This window comes from Winogradskya consettensis, from assembly GCF_018332715.1.
Taxonomy (GTDB): domain Bacteria; phylum Actinomycetota; class Actinomycetes; order Mycobacteriales; family Micromonosporaceae; genus Actinoplanes; species Actinoplanes consettensis.
The window spans coordinates 190,059-211,627 of record NZ_BOQP01000046.1; the positions used below are offsets into that span (position 1 = coordinate 190,059).

The following is a 21,569-nucleotide window of genomic DNA, read 5'->3' on the forward strand; positions in this document are numbered from 1 at the left end:
TGGCCCGCTCGGGTGGAGCGGTTCGCTTACGCCGTTTGGCCGCTCGGGTGTAACGGTTCGCTCACGCGAGCCAGCCGGGTCTGATCAGGCCGGCCTCGTAGGCGAGGACGACGAGTTGGGCTCGGTCGCGGGCGGCGAGTTTGAGCATGGTGCGGCTGACGTGGGTTTTGGCTGTGGCGGGGCTGATGAGGAGGCGGGTGGCGATCTCGTCGTTGGAGAGGCCCTCGCCGACGAGGACCATGACTTCTCGTTCGCGTTCGGTCAGCTGGTTGAGGCGGGGGTCGGGTTCCTGCGGGGGCTGGGCCGCGCGGCCTCCGGGGGTGGCGAACTCGCCGATCACGCGGCGCGTCACGCTCGGGGAGAGCAGGGCGTCGCCGGCTGCTACCGCTCGGATGCCTCTTAGCAGGTCAACCGGTTCGGTGTCCTTGACGAGGAAGCCCGATGCGCCGGTTCGCAGGGCCTCGAAAACGTATTCGTCGAGTTCGAACGTGGTCAGGATGACGACCCGGATGTCGGCCAGGGCGGGGTCGGCGGCGATGCGGCGGGTGGCTTCGAGGCCGTCGACGCCGGGCATGCGGATGTCCATCAGGACGACGTCGGGGTGGGTCAGGGCGGCGAGCCGGACCGCTTCCAGGCCGTCGCCCGCCTCGCCGACCACCTCGAGGTCGGGCTCGGCGTCGATGAGGGCGCGGAATCCGGCCCGGACCAGCGCCTGGTCGTCGGCGAGCAAAACCTTGATCACGCGGGTTCCTCGAGGGGGTCGGCCGCTTTGTTAGCGGAAGAGAAGGCGGCGTCGGCGGTTGCTTCGGCTGTCGATGGCGTGGTGGGCATGGGCGCGGCGGGTGTGCGTGTGGCGGCTGGGGAGGGCGTATCCGGGGAGGTGGGGAGGATCGCGTGGACTTGGAAGCCGCCCTCGGGGAGGGGTTCGGCGGTGAGTGTGCCGCCGAGGGTTTCTGCGCGGGCTCGCATCCCCGCGATGCCGGTGCCGGGCAGCTCATCGGCGGCGGGGCCCGGGACTTCAGCGCCGGGGGGAGGGGCTGTGGGGGTGCCGGCGTTGGTGATGTGGAGGTGGAGGGCGGTGGGGGTGTAGGTGATGGAGACCTCGGTCTTGGCGGCCTGGGCGTGGCGGCGGACGTTGGTCAGGGCTTCCTGGACGATGCGGTAGGCCGCTCGGTCGACCTCGGCGGGCAGGGGGCGGGGGGTGCCGGTTGTGGTGGTGGTGATCGGGAGGGCGGCGTCGGCGGTGAGGTCGGCGAGGCGGTCGAGGCCCAGGGCGGGCTGGCGGGGGGCGGCTTCCTGTTCCGGGCGGAGGGCGTCGAGGACGGCGCGGACCTCGCGGAGGGCCTCGGAGCTGGCGGTTTTGATGGCGGTGAGGGCTTCGCGGGCCTGTTCGGGGCGGCTGTCCATGAGGTGGAGGCCGACGCCGGCCTGGACGTTGATGAGGGACAGGTGGTGGCCGAGAACGTCGTGGAGCTCGCGGGCTATGCGCAGGCGTTCGTCGGCGGTCTGGCGTTTTTCCTGTTCCTCGTGGGCGCGGGCGCGTTCGGCGTTGACCTTGGTCAGCTCGGCGAGGTAGGCGGCGCGGGCGCGGGCGGCGCCGCCGATGAACATGGTCAGGGCCAGGCCGAGGGCGGTGAGGACGGCGTCGCGCAGGGTCGGCCGGGCGGTGGCGGCGACGCCGAGCTGGTCGGCGAGGACCGTCGTGACCGTCAGGTAGGCGACGTAGGCGATCGCCGCGATGGCCAGCGCGGCCCGGCTGCGGCCGGCTTTGACCGCGGAGAACAGCGCGATCGTGGGGGCCACCGCGAAGGTCCAGGCCGGTGTGGTGAGGGTCGCGTAGCCGATGGTCGCGGCGGCGCTCACGGCCAGCGCGATCAGGGGGAACTTGGGCCGCCACGCGAGCGCGATCGGGCCGATCACGAGCAGCACGCACGCGATCAACCCGACGGAGCGAGCATGGGACCAGTTGCCGAACACGTGGAAGCACAGCGCGGTGATGACGGCCGGCGCCGCATGATCCCTTCCGCGGCGCTCGTAACGCGCACGCCGCTCGGCGAACCGCCCGCTGGAGAAGGACGGTCCGCTCGCGAAAGGGTGGGCCTGGTGTCGCACGTGAACGACGCTACGGCAACCCGGGGAGGGGCCGCATCAACACCAAGTCGGGCCTGTGGATAACTCGTGAGGAGTAGTGCCCCTGCCCGGCGTACTCCCTGCGGCGTACGCATTTTCGGACAGCTGCGCCGCTGGTCGCGTACCCGGATGCTTCTTCGGACCGATGCCCCGCAGTGACCCGCCCGGGAAGCTTGAGTGGCAAGCCGCCACGTCCAGGAGGTCGTCATGCAGCCGAACGTTTCCACCTGGTCCGGGCCGAACCGGCTCCGGACCTCCGACACCGAGCGTGAGCAGATCGCGACCATTCTGCGGTCCGCGATGACCGAGGGGCGCCTCACCCTGGAGGAGGGCGAAGAACGTCTGAGCGGTGTGTACGCCGCCAAGTTCCGCGACGAGCTCGCCCCGCTCACCGCCGACCTCCCGAACGGTGGCCGGCAGGCACTGGCCGAGACCCCGCAGGCGCGCGCCACGACACGCCGGGACCTCCGCCGGCACACGGGTTTCGTGATGTTTGCCGCACTGTTGCTGACCGGTCTGTGGTTCGCGAGCGGCGCGACGTTCTTCTGGCCGGTCTTCCCGCTCGCGTTCCTGTTCATGGGCCTGATCCGGCACGCGAAGTACGGCAACATGCGACGCGATTTCCACCACTATGGTCACGTTGCTCCATGGAACTCGCCCGGCTGGAAGTGACGTTGATCATTCCGAAGTAGACGCGGCGGTCGTTGCCCACCTTGTACCCCGATGCGACAGTGGTGCCCCTATCGGGAGGGGTGGGCAACAACAATGATGGGTCCGTCGCACGCACTGTCAGGCGCGGCAGTCTGGCTCGCGGGAAGCTGGGCCCTGGATGCCTTCGCCGGGTACGAGCAGAGCCCGCTCGCCATCGCCATCGGCACGATCATGTGCGCGGGCGGGGCGCTGCTGCCCGACCTCGACCTGTCCGGAAAGGTCACCCGCAACCAGGGCGGCGCAACGGTGGCCCGCACGTTCGGCGTGTTCTCACTCTTCGTGGCGGAGGTGGTCGAGAAGATATCCCTCGGCGTCTACACCGCCACGAAACTGAGCAAGGACCCACGCCGCAACAACGGTCACCGCACGTTCACGCACACGCTGCCGTTCGCCGCGCTGATCGGGTGGGGAACGACCAGCCTCGCCACCGCGTACGGTAAATGGGCAGTCGTCGGGATCATCTTCTTCATGGCCGGTCTCGCGCTGCGCGGCCTGTTCGACGAGTGGGCCGAGCGCGCCGGCTGGGTGATCATCACGATCTCGTCCGCCGCGATCGCCTGGTTCACCGCGGCCAACCTCCCGGGTGACCGGGGGTATCCGATGCTCGGCTTCTCGGTCGCGGTCGGCTGCGTGGTCCACCTGCTCGGCGACATGATCACCAGGGCGGGCGTACCCATCCTGTGGCCCATCCCGATCAACCGCCGCATGTGGCGCATGATCGGCATCCCGAACAGCATCGCCGTCGTGGTCGGCGGAAAGACGGAGACCGTCGTGCTGCGCACGGTCTTCACGGTGATCTCATTCGTGTCGGTGGCCGGCCTGTTCGCCCCGCACCTGCTCCACCAGTTCAACCTGGACGTCTGGGCGTCCGACGACACACCGTAGCTGTGCGCCGCCGCCGAACCTGGCACGAAGGCCCGCGACGGGTCCTCTGACGGTGGAGCCCCTCGGGCAGGTGGTCCACCAGGACGGTGCCGACGATCGGGCTACCGGCACGCAGCGGCAGGATCTGCTGGTACGCCTCCGATGCGTACCAGCCGTCCGCCGCTGCTCTGTCCGTTGGGAAGCCCTCCGGGGATTCGGACGTGGCTGATGATCAGCCTTTGATGACGGGCCAGACCGCATCGAGCGTTTCGGCGTCCGTGGCGTGGGTCTCGAACGTGACCACGCGAATCCCGTCGGCGCGGCGTGCCACGACGAAGTGCACGGCAACCCGCTCGATCTCGGAGCCGTCGCCTCGACGGCGGGACCAGAGCGAGTCGATGGCGGCGCCGTCCCTGTTGAAAACCACGGTCCGGCGATCCAGCACGACGCTGTCCGCGTAACCGGCGGCGTGCAGCCGGGCGGTCATGGCGGTGAACGCGCGAACCACGTCCTCGTCGGTCTCCGCCAGCGTGATCGGGCCGAGGTCGTTACCCACCCAGAGCGGCGATCCCCAGTAGCCGGAGATGAACGCCGGGTCGGTTGCGCCCCCGACCGCGCTGATGAACGCGGGCATGTACTGGTCGGTGAACCAGTCGCTGAACTCGGTGTGGGCTTCGATGAGATCGGGACTCGTAAGCTTCTCCGGCATTTTGCGTCCCTCCCGTTGTCCTTCGCTGCCCGGCTCGGCCTGCATCGCCGCGATCGTGAGCAGTTGGTGTGCGCCGGTACCGACATAACCAAAATCATTATGGTTATGTCGGTGCCGCAGGGGCAACGAGGCCAGCGTGTGACGCCGATCGCTGCCCGATGGCGCTATGAGCCGCCCGGGGCTCAGTTTGCGGATGTGCGGCGGCGTGCGCGGAAGGCGGAGACCTTGGCTCGGTTGCCGCACTCGGCCATGCCGCACCACTGGCGGTTGCCGAGGCGGGAGGCGTCGAGGTAGAGCCGGGTGCAGTCGCTGTTGGCGCAGCCCTTCACCCGGTCGATCTCGTCGGACGAGAGCAGGTCGAGCAGGTCGGCCGCGAGGGTTGCCAGTAGCTCCTCGGTGGTTCCGGTCCGGGTCATTTGTCCGTCGGCCAGCAGCGTCGGCGTGAGCCGCGGCCCCCTGGCCAGCGAGTTGATCAGCGTCACGTCCGTGGCCGCGGGTGCGGCACCGTCAAGGCGGGACCGGATCACCCGGTAGATCGCTTCCCGGGCGGATATCGCAGCAGCGAAATTCGCCGGCCCGGCAGGTATGTCACCGAGTGACGCCGAGGAAGCCCACGAAGCGAGATCCGCGGGAGAGCTGAGCTGCTCCTCGCCCTGAGCCCGGCGGCGCCATTTGAGCGTGCCGGCGAAGTCGAGGCTGGGGCGGCCGCTGACGAAGACGAAACTCACGTAACCATCTTGACCGGTTACGACTCTGCCTGCAAGGTGTAACCATGCAGACCGGTTACATGTACTTCGTCGAGCGCGCCGTCCGTGGCATGAGCGGCATCGTCAGCACGCTCGGCGACGAGGGCGCCAACCGCCGCCCCGATCTCCCCGGCGCGAATACTCCTTTCGCAGTACTCACCCATTGCCTCGGCGTGATGTCCTACTGGGGTGGTCACCTCGTAGCCGGTCGTCCGGTCGAGCGTGACCGCCTTGCCGAGTTCCACGCCGCCGGCCCTGTTGCGGAGCTGTGCGATCGAGCAGAGGAGGCCCTCATACAGCTGCGAGCCGACGTGGCCGTCGCCCGCTGGGATGAGCCGCTGCGCCATGACCCCGACCCGGCGGCACTCGGCCCGGACCGCACCATGACCCAGGGGGAGGCGCTGCTCCACCTCTACGAGGAGATGGCCCAGCACCACGGCCAGATGGAAGTCCTACGCGACACTCTGCAGGAGGCCGCGGTGCAGGAGGCCGCGGCGCAGGAGGCCGAGGCCGAACCAACTCAGGTGACCATGGAATGGCTGCGTGCGAAGCGCGGCGTGAAGTGGCACCGTCCGGGTCCGGAGCTGCTGCCCGCGTGGGTGGCCGACATGGACTTTCCGGTGGCTCCGCCGGTCCGCGACGCGATCCATGCCACGATCGCGCGCGGCGACCTCGGCTACCCCGACTGGCCGCGATACCCCTTGGCGGTCCCGTTCGCCGAGCGGATGAGCCGGCGTTACGGCTGGAAGCCCGACCCGGATCGCGTACGCCCGATCACGGATCTGATTCAGGCCCTGCAGATCGTCCTGACCCTGACCACCGCACCCGGGGACGGCGTGGCGGTCTTCACCCCGTCCTACCCGCCGTTCCTGGCGACGATCGAGTCGATGAACCGCCGCCTGATCCGAGCAGGCGCAGCCACCGCTGAGCTCAGCGAAGCCAAGGTCTTGCTCCTGGTCAACCCGCACAACCCGACCGGCCACGTCTACTCCCGAGCCGAACTGGACGGCATCGCGGACCTCGCCGAACGCCACGACCTGCTGGTGATCAGCGACGAGATCCACGCCGAGCTGTCCTACACGGGCCACATCCCGTTCGCGTCTCTCAACCCCCGGACGGCGGCCCGCACGGTCACCGTGACCTCGGCGACGAAGGCGTTCAACCTCGCGGGTCTGCGGACGGCTCTCGCCCACGTCGGCCCGGATGACCTTCGTGCCCGCTGGGATGCGCAGCCCCCGGATCTCTACGGCGCCGTCAACGTTCTCGGCGTGGAAGCGACGCTGGCGGCGTGGGAGCACGGCGATGACTGGCTGCGGGGCGTCAACGATCACCTGCGGGCGCAACGCGATCACTTGGCTCTGCGCGTACACGCGGAATTGTCCGGCGTCACCATGCACGTGCCGGAAGCGGGCTATCTGGCCTGGCTCGACTGTGCCGGCGCGGGTCTTCCCGGGCAGCCGGCCGACTGGTTCCGCCGCCATGCGGGTGTCGAGCTCAGCGCAGGGCTCGACTTCGGCCCGGAAGGCGACCACCATGCCCGCCTGAACTTCGCCACGACCCGCGAGATCCTGGACCGGATCGTCGACGCGATGGCAGCCGCCTTGCGACGCTCTGTTCATCCGGACGCCCGGCAGCCGGCACTGCAGTGATCGTCGCTGGAATCCACTCTGGACGCATGCATGCCCGATATCTGGCCCTGGCGCTCGCTGTCCTCGCCGCAACCACCGCGGCCCACCGCGGCTACTGGCGGGGAGCCCCGGAGAACTCCCTCCCGGCTATCACCCAGGCCATCCAGCACGGCGCCCACATCGTGGAGATCGACGTCCAGCGCACCAGCGACGGCGAGCTCGTCCTCATGCACGATGACAGCGTCGATCGCACCACCGACGGCACCGGCAAGGTCGTCGCCCTCACCCTCGCCCAGATGAGATCTCTCAGGCTCAGATCCGGTCTGGGCGGGGCGCACGGCCTACCAGAACTCAATGTCGACTACCTGGAGTTCACCAGGCTCTGAACGTCCCCGAGGTCCGCGTCGCTGCTGAAGTCGGTGGCGGCGCTGACCGCGGCCCACGCGCGCGTCTCGGCGAGCCAGTCCTGCTCGGCGATTTCCGTGATCCGCGCGGCGTCGGAGCCGAGCAGCAGCCGCTGCGGCAACTCGGCCAGATCGGGCAGCTGCACCAGGATCCGCGCGGCCCGGTCGGGGTCACCGGCTTCCTTGCCCGCCGCGTTGGCCCGATAGTCGTGCATGAACCCGACCGACTCCCGGTAGTCGGCCCCCGCCGCGGCGATCTCCATGGACGAGCCACCCCAGTCGGTCCGGAACGCGCCGGGCTCCACGATCACCGCGCGCACCCCGAACGGCGCGACCTCCTTGGCCAGCGACAACGTCAACCCTTCCACGGCGAACTTCGCGGCCTGGTAGGCGGAGATCCCGGCCGTCCCGCCCACCCGCCCACCGACTGACGAGACCTGCAGGAAAAGCCCCGACCGTTGGGTACGCAAAACTGGCAGCGCAGCCCTGGTCACATTCACCACCCCGAAGAAGTTCGCCTCGACCTGAGCCCGGAACACGTCATCGGGCATCTCCTCGAAAGGCGCGCTGTCCGCATATCCCGCGTTGTTGACCACAACATCAAGCCGCCCGAACGTGTCGACGGCAGCCTCGACGGCGTCCCGCGCCGCACCCGGGTCGGTGACATCGAGCGCCACGGTGCGCACCCGCTCGCCGTACTTGTCGCCCAGTCCTGACAAATCCGAAATGCGCCGCGCCGTCGCGACGAGGTTGTCACCGTTCTCAAGGATGGCCACGGCAATCGAGCGGCCCAGACCGCGCGAAGCACCGGTAACAAGCCAGGTCCTACTCATAACAATCACTCCTAGGTAGGGCGGCAACCCGCCCGGCTCTGTGGGCAGGGGCGATGGATCGCCCGGCTGTGTAGATAAGGGCGGCGGACCGCCCAGCTGTGTGGGTGAGGGCGGCGTGCAGCGCTACTTTGTGACGAGGCGGCGGACCGCCTCGACGACCGCGGCGCGGTGGATGTCGAGGGCGGCTCGGGGCATGGCGGTGGGGCTGCCGGGCATCCAGGCGCTGCTGAGGGCGAGGGTGAACACCAGCAGATCGGCCGGGGTGAACGTGGTGGGTAGGGTGCCCCGGTCCTGGGCTGTGGCGATCAGTCCGGCGTTGTGTTCGAGGGAGTCGTTGAGCTCGGCCGGGTTGCGTTTGTCGGCGCCTTCTTCAAGGCGGTGCCAGGTTGCGAGCCGTAGCTGGTGCGGGTGGGCGAGCAGGTAGTCGAAGAGGCGACCGGCGTAGCCCGGGAGGTCGTCGGCGGTGAACGGCACCTCGGCGAGCAGTCTGCCCACGTGGGTGTCGAGGACCGCTTCGAACAGTGCCTCCTTGTTGCCGAAGTACGCGTAGACCAGTGCCTTGTTGGCCTTGGCCGCCGCCGCGATGCGGTCGATGCGGGCGCCGGCGATGCCGTGCGTCGCGAACTCGTCGGTTGCGGCCTGCAGGAGGCGGGCCTTGGTGGCCGCCGCGTCCCGCTGCCGTGGCTTGCCGCCGCTCAACAAAGACCGATCGGTGGTCAACAAAGACCGATCACTGCTCAGCAGGCGCTTGCCGTCGCTCAGCGAGGGCTGGTCATTGGTCGGCAGGGGCTGGTCATCGCTCACCCCTCGACGTTAACTAACTAACCGTTTATATAGGAAGTGTTCTCGATCACCCGTCGATGCCTTCCGTTAATGTTCGTAGTGAGGATGTAAGAGCAGGGGGAGGCACGGCGTGGCGGAGCGCGAGCGCTTGGCGCAGGCGGACTCCGGCGAGCAGCCGTGGCGAGCGTGGGGGCCCTACGTGGCCGAGCGCGCGTGGGGGACAGTCCGGGAGGACTACAGCGAGCACGGCACGGCGTGGGATTACTTTCCGCACGATCATGCGCGCTCCCGGGCGTACCGGTGGAATGACGACGGCATGGCCGGGATCTGTGACGAGCGGCAGACGTTCTGTTTTGCGCTCGCGTTGTGGAACGGGACCGATCCGATTCTCAAGGAGCGGATGTTCGGTCTCGGTGGCGACGGCGGCAATCACGGCGAGGATGCCAAGGAATACTGGTGGTACCAGGATTCCACTCCCACACATTCCTGGATGAGCTGGCGATACCACTATCCACAGACAGCATTTCCGTACGACGAACTGGTCGCCGTCAACGGCCGGCGCTCCCGCGACGAGCCGGAATACGAGCTGGTCGACACGGGGGTGTTCGACGAGGACCGGTTCTGGGCGGTGACCGTCGATTACGCCAAGGCGTCCCCGCGCGACATGTGCATCGTGGTGACCATTTCCAACCGTGGCCCCGACGAGGCCACCCTGCATGTCCTGCCGTCCCTCTGGTTCCGCAATACCTGGTCGTGGGGCCTCAACAACCGTCCCGTCCCGGTCCTCAAAGGTTCACCGGGACGGCTGGTCGGCGAGCACCGCAGCCTCGGTCACCTCGAACTGCACGGCGAGGGGGAGCCGCCCGCGCTGCTCTGCGACAACGAGACGAATTCGCAGCGGCTGTGGGGATTGCCGGGCAAGAGCACGTACCCCAAGGATGGCATCAACGATTTTGTGGTGAACGGCGCCCCGACGGTGAACCCTGCGGGGGTCGGCACCAAGGGCGCGCTGTATTACGAGATCACGCTCGGCCCGGGGGAGACGCGGCAGATTCGCCTGCGCCTGACCGAATCGGATTCGCCCACGGAGCTGGACCTCGATGTCGCGCCGGTTGTCCAGGCCCGCAAGGCCGAGGCCGACGCCTATTTCGCGGACGTCATCCCGGCGGCGGCTTCCGCGGAAGAGGCGGCGGTCGCGCGGCAGGGCATCGCCGGGCTGATGTGGGGCAAGCAGTTCTACCATTTCGACGTCAAGCAATGGCTGGAAGGCGATCCCGGCTCGGCGCCACCGCCACCCGGCCGGCGTTACGGGCGTAACAACGCCTGGTGGCACATGAACAGCTTCGACGTCATCTCCATGCCGGACCCCTGGGAATATCCCTGGTACGCCGCCTGGGACCTCGCCTTCCACTGTGTCAGCATCGCCCGCGTCGACCCCGGGTTCGCCAAATCGCAACTGCTCCTGCTGCTGCGCGAGTGGTACATGCACCCCAACGGCCAGATCCCCGCGTACGAATGGGCGTTCGGCGATGTCAATCCGCCGGTGCACGCCTGGGCCGCGCTGCGCGTCTTCGAGATCGACGGCGGGCGCGACCACGATTTCCTCGCCCGGATCATGCACAAACAGCTGCTCAACTTCACGTGGTGGGTCAACCGCAAGGACGTCGGCGGCAACAACGTCTTCGAGGGCGGCTTCCTCGGACTCGACAACGTCGGCCCGTTCGACCGTTCGGCGGCGCTCCCCGTGGCCGGTGTCCTCGAACAGTCCGACGGCACGGGCTGGATGGCGATGTACGCCCTCAACCTGCTCGACATGTCCATTCGCCTCGCCCTGCACGACCGCACGTACGAGGACATGGCGACGAAGTTCTTCGAGCATTTCGCGTACATCGCGGAAGCTGCTTACAAACAGGGTCTCTGGGACGACGAGGACTGTTTCTTCTACGACGTCCTGCGCCTGCCCGACGGCCACAAGATGCCGCTCAAGGCCCGCTCGATCGTCGGCCTGCTCCCGCTCGCGGCGACGACCCGGCTCAGCGCGGGCACCCTGAACCGCCTTCCCGAGCTCGGCGCCCGCCTGCGCTGGCTGCTCGCCAACCAGCCGGAGACCGGCGACGTGATCAGCGCCCGCCGCCTGTCCGCCGACGGCCGCCAGCAGCGCCTGCTGTCCATGGTGGGCCAGGACCAGCTGCTGCGAATTCTGGCGCGCATGCTCGACCCCGAGGAATTCCTTTCTCCGTACGGCCTGCGCACCCTCTCCCGAGCCCACCTCGAAAAACCGTTCACGGTGTCCCTCGGCGGCCAGGATTTCACCGTCGGCTACGAACCCGCGGAAAGCACGAGCGGCCTCTTCGGTGGCAATTCCAACTGGCGCGGCCCGGTCTGGATGCCGGTCAACTTCCTGCTGATCGAGGCCCTGCGCGAATTCGCGGCCTTCTTCGGCGACGACCTCATGGTCGAATACCCGACCGGCTCGCAGACCAAGCACTCCCTGACGTACGTCGCCGACGACCTCTCCCGCCGCCTGATCGCCCTCTTCGTCCCCGATTCCTGGGGCCGGCGCCCGATCTACGGCGCCAACGAGCTGTTCCAGAACCACCCGGACTGGAAAGACCTCATCGTCTTCCCCGAGTACTTCCACGGCGACAACGGCGCGGGCCTCGGCGCCTGGCACCAGACCGGCTGGACCGCCCTCGTCGTCGACCTCATCCTCACCCTCGACCGCAAGGACGACCCGGCGGCCTGATCTTGACACCTCTCGCTAATGCCAATAGCTTTTCGGCTAATACGCTTACGAGCTGCGGGACGGGTCTGCGCATGACGGAAATTGGCTGGATCGGCTTCGCGGGTGCCTGGCTGCTGGTGGTGGGTCCGCTCTACCAGGGCGCCCGGGAGCTTCTCGGCCTGGAGGTCGACCGCGAGGGCATGGAAGCGGCGGTCGCGGGGGTCGCGCCGCCCGCGAAACCCACCGCCTGGTGGTGGCTGGTGCCGCCGGTGATGCTCATCCTGCAACAGCGGTGGTCCGGAACCTACCGCCGTCAGGCAATGCAGCGCCTCACGGCCCAGCAACGCGCCCAGTACGCGGGTTTCAAGCAGAAGGCGTCCGGCTGGTTCGTGGTCGCCACCGGCGCCTTCCTGCTCGCCGTGAAGGAAACCTGGGAGCTCGCCGAGCACCTCGAATGGTCCCACCTGATCTTCGCCGTGGTCATCGCGGCGATGATCGTCCTGGCCCTGGTCCCACCCTCCATCGCCACGTCACGCGCGAGTGCGGAGCGCTACGCAGCCTGACCGGGCGAGGTAGAGGACGCTCCGCGAAGTGATGCTCGGCTCGGCCTCGCGGTTCGCCCCCGTGGGAACCGTGCGGCCGAGCCGAGCACCCGGATCGGACTAGCCCATCCGGGTGATGGCGGCGCGGAGGCGGGCGACGTCGCGGCGGCGGCGTTCGAGGGTCATGGCAAGGCCGACCAGCAGGAGGCCGGCCAGGGCCAGGGGGATCCAGCGGGGCAGGAGGTCCCAGACCAGGATCGCTTCGTGCAGGGCGATCACGATCAGGGTCGCGCCGCCCGCCACGACCGGGGCGCGCAGGCGGAACTGGGCTCCCGCGACCGTGATCGCGAGGGCGGCGAGGCCGAGGAGCAGTCGCCGCAGGGGTTCGCCTTCCTGGATCAGGACGGTGACCAGGGTGGGAAGCAGGGCCGCGGCGAGAGCCGGGCCGTAGGTGGTCCAGCTGGAGAGCCGGCTGCGGCGCAGTTGCCACCCGGCCAGCAGAGCCAGAACAGCGGCCGGGATGGTGTACGCCTCCACGACAGCAACCTGCTCAGCCGCCAGCAGCAGCCACCCGCCCACGAGCTCGACCGCGGCAGCCGCCACGACATGGGCTCGGCGCCCGTCGCGGACCAGGGCCCGCAGACCGAGCGCCAGGCCCCAGAACGTGCACACCGCGGCCGCGTACCGGATGTTGCCGCTGCTGATGATCAATGCGACCACCGCGCCGGCGTGGGCCGCGCCCTGCAGGATCCGTCCTTCGCCCCGGACGATGACGCCCAGCGCCAGGACCAGAGCCGCGACCCCGAGCAGCACGAACGCCGTCTGCTGCAGCGGCAGGCCCAGCGTGCGCGCCGCCACCCAGGCTTCCGCGAAGGCCGCGACAACCGCGCCGAGCCACCCCGCCACCCGGGTCCAGTCAGGCCGCCCGGCAAGACCGACAACCACACCCGAGACAACGATCATTCCGTACGCGACCAGCACCGTCGCCGCCGTCGCCGCCGAACCCGTCAGCCCGGCACCCCCGGCAACCACCCCGGCCACCGCCAGCGTCACCCGCAGCGGGGCACTTCCCCGCCACGTCCCCGTAGCGTGCCGCCCCCGTGGCCGCACCGACTCGGTCCCCTCCAGCGCGCCGTTCGCCGGGGAGACCAGCCCACCCAGCGCGGCGAGGACCAGAGCGCCGAGGCCGAGCACCAGGCTTGTCATCGGGAGCACCGGCCACGGCGAGTTCCCCGCGGCGACGGCGACCGGCACGCCGAGCACGACCACCGGGGCGGTCGCCCAAGCCGCCGCTCGCCGGCCCCACAGCTGCCAGACCGCTGCCGCAACCGCGACGGCGATGATGCCGAAGCCCACCGCGTCGGTGACACCAACCGGGCCGCCGCTGCGTGAATACGGCAGGACGTACACGTTGGACAGGCTCTGCCCGGCAGCCGAGACGTACGCGGCGCCCAGCAGTCCAGCCGTCACGGCCGGCCCGTTGTCGAGGTGGTGCCGGACGAGACCGGCGACCAGCAGGGCTCCCACCGCAGCGTAGATGGCCCGCGAGTCGCCCGACGCCCACGCCCACCCGGGGGCTGTGACGATCACGAGCAGCGTCGCGTTGACGGTGAACGTGCGGTGCCGGGGCAGCGCGTACGTGGCGGCGACCAGCAGCGCGGCAACGCCCAGCAGCACGCGGCTCTGCACCGGCGGCGGCCAGCCGAACCAGTTCATCGCCTGCCAGGACGCGATCGGCACGGCGAGTACTGCGACGGACAGGGCCGGGCCTGCGTACCAATATCGCCGCCAGGCCACCGCGACCCCGGCAACCGCCAGTGCCCCCACCGTCAGCGCGGTGACGCCGGACGAGGCCGAGGCCACGAAGATCGCGTGCCCGGCCAGCACGACCGCGACGCCCAGCGCCCACCGCAGCCTCGAGGAAGCGAGCCAGAGGGCAGCCGCCAGCAGCGCCAGGTCGATCGGAGCCGCGGCCCACCACACCAGGCCGAACCCGGCCGGCGTGGCCAGGCCCAGCAGCACGACCCCGATGAAGAGCACGTCGAGGCGGGGCAGCAACGCCAGCACACCGATGGTCAGCAGGACCAGCGCTGCCGGGAGCCGCCAGTCCGAGACGCCGACAGCGACGGCCATCAGCGTCGCCAGGGCGGCCGCGATGACGGGCAGGACCAGGGCGACAGCGGCGCCGAAGCGGGGCCCAGTGCGTACCGATGCGGGAAGGAACTTGGTGGTGACGGCCAGGAGCGTCACGATCAGGGTGATCAGCAGCGGGGTCTCGAAGCCGCCGGCCGCGACCGACGCCAGGCGTCCGCCGGCGATGGCGAGGGTGACCACCAGGGCCGCGGCGGCCAAGTCGCGGAGCACGGTCTCGCGGGCGAGGATCGCGGCGGTCAGGACCAGGCCCGCGGCCGTCACCAGCGCGGAGCCCGAGAGTGCGGCCTCGGCGACGGTGGACACGGTGACGAGGTCGCCGAGCGTGATCAGGGCTGCGATGCTGACCGCGATCGATCCGAGCGTGTAGGCCGCGACGGTCAGCGTGCCCTTGCGCAGGTGGATCACCACCAGGTTTCCGGCGGCGACCCCGATCAGGGTGTACGCCCAGCCGCCGGCACCCGGGTGCATCGGCGCGACCATCAGCGGCAGCACGGGCTGGGCCAGGACGAGGGCGGCGAAGCGGGGGCCGACCAGGCCGGTGAGCTGCTCATATCCCGCGGCGATGGCGGCGGTCACCGCGAAGACCGCCCCGGCGTAGCCGTCCGCCGAGGTGTCCGCGAGACCGAAGAGGTTCACGTACCAGGCGGCGTACCCGTCGAGAAGAACGAGCAGCAGGCCGATCGCGGCGAACGTCTCCGCGGTCGCCGTGAGCTTGCGGCGCAGCGCGAAGAGCGGCGCCGCCAGCGCGACCACCGTCGCGACGGCGAGCAGTCCCACGCGGCCCCGCAGACCGAACTGGGACCACGCGACGGCGGTGAACACGATCGCGGCGATCGCGAGCAGCAGACCGCCAAGCGTGAACAGGGTGTTCTGCATCAGCCGGGTGGACGCCTCGGTGGCGGCGGCCGCGACGTACGGCGCCGATCGCTCCGACGCCGCCGTGGTCACCGGGGCGGTCATCGCGGGAGCCTTCGGCGCGGCGTGGACGGCGGCACCGACGGCCGCCCGCACCCGCGTCGCCGCCGCGTCCCGCTGCCGCCAGGCCCGCCGCAGCACCGAATCGGCCAGCCCGACCGCCTCGCGGGCGGTGGCGAGCCGGGCGGTCAGCACCGGGATCTCGGCGTCCAGGCGGACAACCTCGGCGGCATCGGCGTCCGGCCCGCGGCCACAACCGGGACAACCGGTGGCCAGGGACGCTTCGGCGCGGCAGAACGGGCAGGGGTAAGCGGTCACGCCGTTGATCGTTGCGGAGAGCAGGCCCCGCCCTCTTGAGTCGCCGTACTCAGACCACCTAGGCGGCGTCACCCAACCAGGACGTCCACCGCTCCACCCGGATCCGCAGGAACGGCCCGGGCGGCGGCTCGTCCCGGTACTGCGGGTAACGCGCGAGCAACGCCGGCTCGGCGACCTCCACGACCTCGGCGATCCCGTCAGCCCGCACCCACCACAGCGCCGACCAGTCATCGTCGTAGTGATCCACCAGCACGCTGACCCGTGGCTCGCCCGCGATGTTCGTGAGCCGCTGCAACTGCCGGTGTCGCTTCGGCTTCCCGTCAACTCCGGTATGAATCACGTTCCCCACCAGGGCGAACACGATCGGCACCAGATGCGGCGCCCCATCGGGCGTGACGGTCGCCAGCCGCGCCACCCGAGCCGTCCCGAACCGCTCGGCCGCCGTCCCCGATAGCCCCATCCCCCGACCCTAGATCGTGAACCGTGTGATCCCGGGACGACCCACGGCCGGCCAACCGGTTTCGAAGTACCCATGATCGGGACCCTGGGCGCCTTCTTGCGCTCACGCCGCGAGCGTGCGCCACGGTCTTGTCGATGACGGGGGCCATCGCTCGCCATGCGCCGAACCATAGGCGATCATCGCGAACGGGTTAGGTTCCAAGCATGGAATATCGGACGCTCGGTAACAGTGGATGTGCCGTTTCGACGCTCTGCCTCGGCACGATGACCTTCGGTGCGGAGGCCGACGAGGAGGTGTCGCACGCTCAGCTCGATCGCTTCCTCGAGGCGGGTGGCACTCTGGTCGACATCGCCGATGTGTACGCGGGGGGCGAGTCGGAACGCATCGTCGGCCGCTGGTTCGCCGACCGGCCCCGCGACCTGACCGACCGGGTCGTGCTCGCGACCAAGGGGCGCTTCCCGCTGGCGGACGAGCCGAACGCGCGGGGGCTGAGCGCGCGGCACCTGACCCGCGCGCTCGACGACAGCCTGACCCGGCTCGGGCTGGACAGCATCGACCTCTACCAGGCGCACTCGTGGGATCCGGTGACCCCGATCGAGGAGACGCTGCGTACGTTCGACGGGTTCGTGCGGTCGGGGAAGATCCGCTACTACGGCTTCTCGAACTTCACGGGATGGCAGCTCACGAAGGCCGTACACGTCGCAAGGCAGTTGGGGCTCGCCCTGCCGGTCACGCTGCAGCCGCAGTACAGCCTGCTGGTCCGCGAGATCGAGTGGGAGATCGTCCCCGCCGCCGTGGATGCCGGGCTGGGCCTGCTGCCGTGGAGCCCGCTCGGCGGCGGCTGGCTTTCCGGCAAGTACCGGCGTGACCAGCGGCCGGTGGGCGCGACCCGGCTCGGCGAGGACCCGGACCGCGGCATGGAGGCCTGGGACCGGCGCGGCACCGAGCGGGCGTGGGCGGTCATCGACGCCGTTCAGCGGGTCGCCGAGGGCCGTGGCGTGTCGATGGCCGAGGTCGCCCTGGCCTGGGTCACCGACCGCCCCGGCGTCACATCGACGATCCTCGGCGCGCGCACGGTCGACCAGCTCGACGTCAACCTGAAGGCCGCCACCCTGCACCTCGACCCAGCGGAGACGGCTGCCCTCGACGCGGCGAGCGACCCCCAGGCACCCGACTACCCGTACGGGCTCCTCGGCCTCGACCAGCGCAGCCGCACCCTCTCCTGACCAAACCGTTGTCCTGAATCGATTGAGGCGGCCCTGCACGGCGTCTCAGCCGTGTGCTGGTCGGTCTGATCGGTTCGGGACTCGGCTACACCCCTGCTGTGCAACAACGCGTACATGCAGAACTTTCTGATGCTCGCACCGGCGATCGCCGGCACCGGGAGCTTCGGCTCGGTGGCTGGTCTATGCCGGGGCCGCGGCCGTTTTCTCCGAGGTGCTCGGCCGTCCGGTCACCTTCCATCCGCAGAGCTTCGAGCAGGAGAAGCCGCGATGGTCGCAGCCGGTCTCCCGGAGCGCATCGCCGAGATGAACGCACAGGCGATGCAGCTGTTCGCGCAGGGCGACTCCGACTGGTCGACCGAGGTCGTGGCGTCGATCCTCGGCCGGCCGGCGCGGACGTTCGAACAGTTCGTCACCGACCACGCGGCGGCCTTCGGATCGGGCCGGTAGGGCAGGCGGGTACGTCAGGCGGGTTGGGCGGGGTGGCTGAGGAGCACCTTTTCCAGCAGCTGCCGTAGCTGTTCGCGTTCGGTGCCGTCGAGCGCGGCGAGCAGTTCGTCCTGAACCTCGGCCGCCGTGGCTTCGAGCTCGCCGAGGTACGCCAGGCCGGCTGCAGTGGCGACGACGATGTTGCGGCGGCGGTCGGCGGGGTCGACGCTGCGCTCGATCCGGTTGTCGTGTTCGAGGCGGGTGACGATGCCGTTGACGTTGTTGCGGTCGAGCCCCAGCCGGCGCCCGATCTCGGCCTGGCTGAGGCTGCCGTATTCCGCCAGCGCCGCCAGCACGGCGAAGTCGGACCGGGTCTCCAGCGGCATCCGGGCCCCGGTGAGGCGCGCACCCACGGTGGCGACGCGGCTCGCCTGCCAGCTCGCCAGCGCGCGCAGCAGGGCCGGAGGCCGGACATCGTCGGTCATGCACGCATTCTACGTTGGTCGGGCCAACGTCGGGTCACAGGAGCGGCTCGCTCAGCGTCCGGAAGCGGCCGGGCGGGATGCCGAACTCGCGGCGGAACGCCCCGGCGAACGCGAACTCCGTGGCATAACCGACCTGCCGCGCGATCGCGGAGATCGGGGCGTCCGATTCGCGGAGCAACTGAGCGCCCTGCTGCAGACGCCGGCCGATCAGGTACGTCATCGGCGGCGTGCCGACCAGCGTTGTGAACCGCCGGGTGAACGCGGTCCGCGACATGCCGGCCGCGCGGCCGAGCCGTTCGACGGTCCACGGTGCCTGCGGGCTGTCGTGGATCTCCTGCAGGGCGGCCGCGATGCCCGGGTCGCCGAGCGCATCCCAGGTTTCCGCACTGTCGCCGCTCCACAGCCGCAACGTGTGCACGAGCATCAGGTCGACCAGCGCGGGCCGGGTCACCAGCGTGCCCTCGCGAGGCCTGTCCAGATCTTCGACGAGCAGATCGATGAGTACGCGCAGCCGGGCGTCGCGGTCGTAATCCGGCGACACGAGCACCACGTCCGGCAGGGACCGCAGGAAGTGATGGACGCTGCCCCCGCGTTCCAGCCGGTAGATGCCGCAGATCATCTCGACGGGCAGCCGCTCGGGCGGCGGGTCCTGCAGACCCATCGGAGCCGGGGGCAGCTCGGCCAGCGTGCTCGGCCGCGGCGCGAAACCGTGCTCGGCGCCGTGGGGGATCAGTGCGATGTCGCCGGCGCGCATCCGTGCGGGTGGGGCCGAGCCGGAGATCAGCCAGCCTTCGCCACGCAGCATCACATGAAAGCCGACGCCTTCGCAGGACACGAACCGGCCAGCGAACGAAGCCGCCACCTCGGCCCGCCGCCCGTAGACCTGCCCGATCCGCAGATCCTCCACGGCCTCGCTGATCACATCCACGGCGGAAATGGTAGCCGCGGCACACACGCGTATGCCCCGGGTCCGTTCGCGCATGGCTGCGGGCGTACCCGTGCTGCTTGGGTTTGATCATGATTGATGGACTGGAAGAGAGCCGGCTGGCGCCCGGGACGTTCGAGGAGCTGCGGGCGGCCGGCGACTTCGCGCTCGCGGTGCCGGTGGAGCACGGCGGTCAGGGCGCGAGTGCGCAGACGATCCTGCGCCGCCTGATCGAGCTGGGCCGTACGGACCCGTCCGCGTCCTGGGTTGTCGGCGTGAACGTGGTGAGCAAGACCCTCGCGGGGCGGCTGGGCGCGGAATCGCTGCTGAAGGACGTCTACGCGGACCTGGCCTGCGGTTCCGGGCGGCCGGAGTGCGGCCGGGGCACGCGCGGCGCCGACGGCACGGTCACCGTCACCGGCGCGTGGCCGAACGTGTCGGGATGCGAGGACGCGACGTGGGCCGGGGTGGCGCTGATGATCGACGGTGTGCCGCATTTCGCCCAGATCCGCGTCGCCGACCTGCGCATCGACAGGACCTGGCGGGTGGCGGGCATGCGCGCGACCGGCAGCCAGACGCTGGTCGCGGAGGAGCTGGTCGTTCCGGCCGAGCAGGTGGCGCCGTTCCGCCCGTTCGGCGTCAACGACGTGATGCTCTTCGCGCTGTCCGTGATCGGGCCGGTGATCGGCGGGGCGCGGGGTGCCCTGGACGCCACCCACGCCATGGTCGCGTCGGGCCGCAAACCGTTCATGAGCGCGCACGCCTCGATCGCCGAATCACCCGGCGCCCGGCACTGGCTCGCCGACGCCACCCACCTGATCGAGCGCGCCGAGCGCACCGCCTTCGCGCTCGCGGCAGCCGTGGACGGCGACGACGTGCCGCCGGCCGACCTGCCGCGCTGGCACATGGAGCAGGCCGCCATCGCCCGCGACTGCCGCGCGGCGGTGGATATGCTGGTCGACCTGCACGGCGCCGGCGTCTTTGCCCTTTCGAACCCCGTGCAGCGGTTCTGGCGGGACGTTGCGGTGGCCAGCAGGCACCCGCACCTCACCGCGTACCTGGCGGTCGAGAATTATGGAAGGGCCCTGATCCAGCAACCGTGAGGTGAGTGATGGCGGACCGGGAACCGCGCAGCGTCGTCGACGGTGCCTTCCGCGTGCTGCGGGCCCTGCCGGAGGCCGGTACGCAGCACCAGCTGGCGCGGCTCGCGCAGCTGACCGGCCTGCCCCGGCCGACCGTGCACCGGCTGCTCGGCCAGCTCCGCGAATCCGGCGCGGTCGAGTGGGCGAACGGGCACTGGACGCTGGCGGCGTCCCTGCTGGGCCTGGCGCAGCGGGTGGAACCGCTCGCCGGGCTGCGCGAGTCGGCCGCCAAGGTCATCGCGCGGCTGCGGGAGCAGACGGGCGCCGCGGTGTCGCTGGTCGTGGCGTCGGAGGGGGAGTTCGTCGCGCTGGAGATGATCCCCGGCCGGGATTCGCTGCCGATCGACGCGCGCAGCGGTGCGCGGATGCCCGCGTCGACGGCCGCCGCCATGGTCCTGGCTCCCGAGTCCACCCCGGCGGCGCGGCGCCGGCCGTTCGGCGCGGCGGTCGACGACGAGGACATGTTGGAGGGGCTGACCTGTTACGCCGTGCCGGTCGGGCTGCCCGGCGGGCGGAAGGCGGCGCTGCAGGTCGCCACCGCGGCGCACCGGCCCGCGCACCGGCTCGCGGCGCCGGTCCATCGGGCCGCAATCGAACTGGCGTCCGCTCAGCGGGCGACGGCTTGATCCAGCGAGGTGGTGTCCGTTCAGCGGACAACGGCTCGATCCACCGCTGTGCCTCCCGCATCGTGGCGGGCATGACGAAAATCGCACTTGTCACCGGCGCCGGGCGTGGGCTCGGCCAGGGTATGGCGCAGCATCTGACGCGTGCCGGCGTCGCGGTCCTCGGCACCTACCGCACCGGATCACCGGGCCCCGACTTCGTCCGGCTCGACGTCACCGAGCTGGACACGTTCCCCGAGTTCGTCACCGCCGTGCGGGAGACGCTCCGGGACCGGTTCGGCGTGGAGACCTTCGACTACCTGGTCAACAACGCGGGAATCGGCACCTACGCACCGTACGCGCAGACCACCCCCGAGCAGTTCGACGAGCTGGTCGCCGTGAACCTCAAGGCCCCGTTCTTCCTCACTCAGGCGCTCCTGCCCCTGATCAACGACGGCGGCCGCGTGCTCAACGTGACGACGGCGCTGACCCGCGGTGTCGTGCCCGGCATGTCCGCCTACGCCGCCACCAAGGGCGCGATCGAGGTCCTGACCCGTTACCAGGCCGTGGAACTCGCCGACCGGGGCATCCGGGTCAACACGCTGATGGGCGGCGCGGTGGCGACCGACTTCGGCGGCGGGATGATGCGCTCGCCCGAGGTGCAGCAACTCGCCGCCCACACGATCGCCCAGGGCCGGATCGCCGAGACGGACGACATCACCGCCGCCGTCCCCGCGATCCTCTCCGACGCGTTCCAGTGGGCAACCGGCTCGATCATCGACCTCTCCGGCGGCCAGAGCCTCTGACCGTGGCCGCGTGGGGACGCTCGGCGGCCGAGCGT

Annotated in this window: 20 protein-coding genes and 1 pseudogene; 11 read left to right on the top strand and 10 right to left on the bottom strand. The window is 70.2% G+C overall.

Going from position 1 to position 21,569, the window contains the following annotated elements:
* Positions 1-61: 61 nt before the first annotated feature.
* Together Aco04nite_RS37855 and Aco04nite_RS37860 are read right to left on the bottom strand one after the other, a co-directional pair.
* Positions 62-742 (bottom strand): response regulator, encoded by a 681-nt coding sequence (locus Aco04nite_RS37855; protein ID WP_213002036.1) that lies wholly within the window; start codon positions 740-742, stop codon positions 62-64.
* A complete protein-coding gene (locus Aco04nite_RS37860) occupies positions 739-2,112 on the bottom strand; it encodes a sensor histidine kinase (RefSeq protein WP_244876588.1) in 1,374 nt (457 codons plus the stop codon). Before Aco04nite_RS37860 ends, Aco04nite_RS37855 begins: the two co-directional genes overlap by 4 nt.
* 225 nt (positions 2,113-2,337) lie before the next feature.
* Between Aco04nite_RS37860 and Aco04nite_RS37865 the strand changes: the two genes are divergently transcribed.
* Together Aco04nite_RS37865 and Aco04nite_RS37870 are read left to right on the top strand one after the other, a co-directional pair.
* The gene (locus Aco04nite_RS37865; RefSeq protein WP_213002037.1) at positions 2,338-2,802 is read left to right on the top strand and encodes a DUF1707 SHOCT-like domain-containing protein; all 465 of its coding nucleotides are present in this window, start codon (positions 2,338-2,340) and stop codon (positions 2,800-2,802) included.
* 93 nt (positions 2,803-2,895) lie between these two features.
* Positions 2,896-3,726, top strand: coding sequence for a metal-dependent hydrolase (locus Aco04nite_RS37870; RefSeq protein ID WP_213002038.1), 831 nt, complete (start codon positions 2,896-2,898; stop codon positions 3,724-3,726).
* 211 nt (positions 3,727-3,937) lie between these two features.
* Here Aco04nite_RS37870 and Aco04nite_RS37880 read toward each other — a convergent pair whose 3' ends face one another.
* On the bottom strand, positions 3,938-4,414 hold the full coding sequence (locus Aco04nite_RS37880; protein WP_213002039.1) for a DUF6841 family protein: 477 nt from the start codon (positions 4,412-4,414) through the stop codon (positions 3,938-3,940).
* A 182-nt stretch (positions 4,415-4,596) separates the two neighbouring features.
* A complete protein-coding gene (locus Aco04nite_RS37885; RefSeq protein WP_213002040.1) occupies positions 4,597-5,142 on the bottom strand; it encodes a CGNR zinc finger domain-containing protein in 546 nt (181 codons plus the stop codon).
* A gap of 44 nt (positions 5,143-5,186) precedes the next feature.
* On the opposite strand from Aco04nite_RS37885, the gene Aco04nite_RS37890 reads away from it, so the two are divergent.
* Positions 5,187-6,809: an aminotransferase class I/II-fold pyridoxal phosphate-dependent enzyme gene (locus Aco04nite_RS37890; protein WP_213002041.1), complete on the top strand. Its 1,623-nt coding sequence runs from the start codon at positions 5,187-5,189 to the stop codon at positions 6,807-6,809.
* 80 nt (positions 6,810-6,889) lie between these two features.
* Positions 6,890-7,120, top strand: a pseudogene (locus tag Aco04nite_RS37895) (glycerophosphodiester phosphodiesterase family protein); the annotation flags it as partial.
* Between the two features lie 29 nt (positions 7,121-7,149).
* Here Aco04nite_RS37895 and Aco04nite_RS37900 read toward each other — a convergent pair.
* Positions 7,150-8,025, bottom strand: a complete 876-nt coding sequence (locus Aco04nite_RS37900; RefSeq protein WP_213002043.1) for an SDR family NAD(P)-dependent oxidoreductase — start codon at positions 8,023-8,025, stop codon at positions 7,150-7,152.
* A 123-nt stretch (positions 8,026-8,148) separates the two neighbouring features.
* The gene (locus Aco04nite_RS37905) at positions 8,149-8,829 is read right to left on the bottom strand and encodes a TetR family transcriptional regulator (protein WP_244876589.1); all 681 of its coding nucleotides are present in this window, start codon (positions 8,827-8,829) and stop codon (positions 8,149-8,151) included.
* Between the two features lie 109 nt (positions 8,830-8,938).
* Here Aco04nite_RS37905 and Aco04nite_RS37910 point away from each other — a divergent pair, with 109 nt between their 5' ends.
* Together Aco04nite_RS37910 and Aco04nite_RS37915 are read left to right on the top strand one after the other, a co-directional pair.
* Positions 8,939-11,554 carry an MGH1-like glycoside hydrolase domain-containing protein gene (locus Aco04nite_RS37910; RefSeq protein ID WP_213002044.1) on the top strand — a complete coding sequence of 872 codons (2,616 nt, stop codon included), beginning with the start codon at positions 8,939-8,941 and terminating at the stop codon, positions 11,552-11,554.
* Between the two features lie 71 nt (positions 11,555-11,625).
* The gene (locus Aco04nite_RS37915; RefSeq protein ID WP_213002045.1) at positions 11,626-12,096 is read left to right on the top strand and encodes a hypothetical protein; all 471 of its coding nucleotides are present in this window, start codon (positions 11,626-11,628) and stop codon (positions 12,094-12,096) included.
* Between the two features lie 99 nt (positions 12,097-12,195).
* Here the strand turns inward: Aco04nite_RS37915 and Aco04nite_RS37920 are convergent, their stop codons facing one another.
* The gene (locus Aco04nite_RS37920) at positions 12,196-15,462 is read right to left on the bottom strand and encodes an SCO7613 C-terminal domain-containing membrane protein (protein WP_213002046.1); all 3,267 of its coding nucleotides are present in this window, start codon (positions 15,460-15,462) and stop codon (positions 12,196-12,198) included.
* Between the two features lie 58 nt (positions 15,463-15,520).
* A complete protein-coding gene (locus Aco04nite_RS37925; RefSeq protein ID WP_213002047.1) occupies positions 15,521-15,922 on the bottom strand; it encodes a TIGR03668 family PPOX class F420-dependent oxidoreductase in 402 nt (133 codons plus the stop codon).
* A gap of 203 nt (positions 15,923-16,125) precedes the next feature.
* On the opposite strand from Aco04nite_RS37925, the gene Aco04nite_RS37930 reads away from it, so the two are divergent.
* Both Aco04nite_RS37930 and Aco04nite_RS37935 read left to right on the top strand, forming a co-directional pair.
* Positions 16,126-17,148 carry an aldo/keto reductase gene (locus Aco04nite_RS37930; protein ID WP_244876590.1) on the top strand — a complete coding sequence of 341 codons (1,023 nt, stop codon included), beginning with the start codon at positions 16,126-16,128 and terminating at the stop codon, positions 17,146-17,148.
* A 267-nt stretch (positions 17,149-17,415) separates the two neighbouring features.
* On the top strand, positions 17,416-17,595 hold the full coding sequence (locus Aco04nite_RS37935) for a hypothetical protein (RefSeq protein ID WP_213002048.1): 180 nt from the start codon (positions 17,416-17,418) through the stop codon (positions 17,593-17,595).
* Between the two features lie 14 nt (positions 17,596-17,609).
* Here Aco04nite_RS37935 and Aco04nite_RS37940 read toward each other — a convergent pair whose 3' ends face one another.
* Positions 17,610-18,059 carry a MarR family winged helix-turn-helix transcriptional regulator gene (locus tag Aco04nite_RS37940; RefSeq protein ID WP_213002049.1) on the bottom strand — a complete coding sequence of 150 codons (450 nt, stop codon included), beginning with the start codon at positions 18,057-18,059 and terminating at the stop codon, positions 17,610-17,612.
* A 34-nt stretch (positions 18,060-18,093) separates the two neighbouring features.
* Positions 18,094-18,987 carry an AraC family transcriptional regulator gene (locus Aco04nite_RS37945; RefSeq protein WP_213002050.1) on the bottom strand — a complete coding sequence of 298 codons (894 nt, stop codon included), beginning with the start codon at positions 18,985-18,987 and terminating at the stop codon, positions 18,094-18,096.
* Positions 18,988-19,076: 89 nt separating this feature from the next.
* Between Aco04nite_RS37945 and Aco04nite_RS37950 the strand changes: the two genes are divergently transcribed.
* From Aco04nite_RS37950 to Aco04nite_RS37960, 3 genes are all read left to right on the top strand, one after another.
* The gene (locus Aco04nite_RS37950; protein WP_213002051.1) at positions 19,077-20,087 is read left to right on the top strand and encodes an acyl-CoA dehydrogenase family protein; all 1,011 of its coding nucleotides are present in this window, start codon (positions 19,077-19,079) and stop codon (positions 20,085-20,087) included.
* A gap of 8 nt (positions 20,088-20,095) precedes the next feature.
* Positions 20,096-20,752, top strand: a complete 657-nt coding sequence (locus Aco04nite_RS37955; protein ID WP_213002052.1) for a helix-turn-helix domain-containing protein — start codon at positions 20,096-20,098, stop codon at positions 20,750-20,752.
* 71 nt (positions 20,753-20,823) lie between these two features.
* The gene (locus tag Aco04nite_RS37960) at positions 20,824-21,534 is read left to right on the top strand and encodes an SDR family NAD(P)-dependent oxidoreductase (protein WP_213002053.1); all 711 of its coding nucleotides are present in this window, start codon (positions 20,824-20,826) and stop codon (positions 21,532-21,534) included.
* Positions 21,535-21,569: the final 35 nt, after the last annotated feature.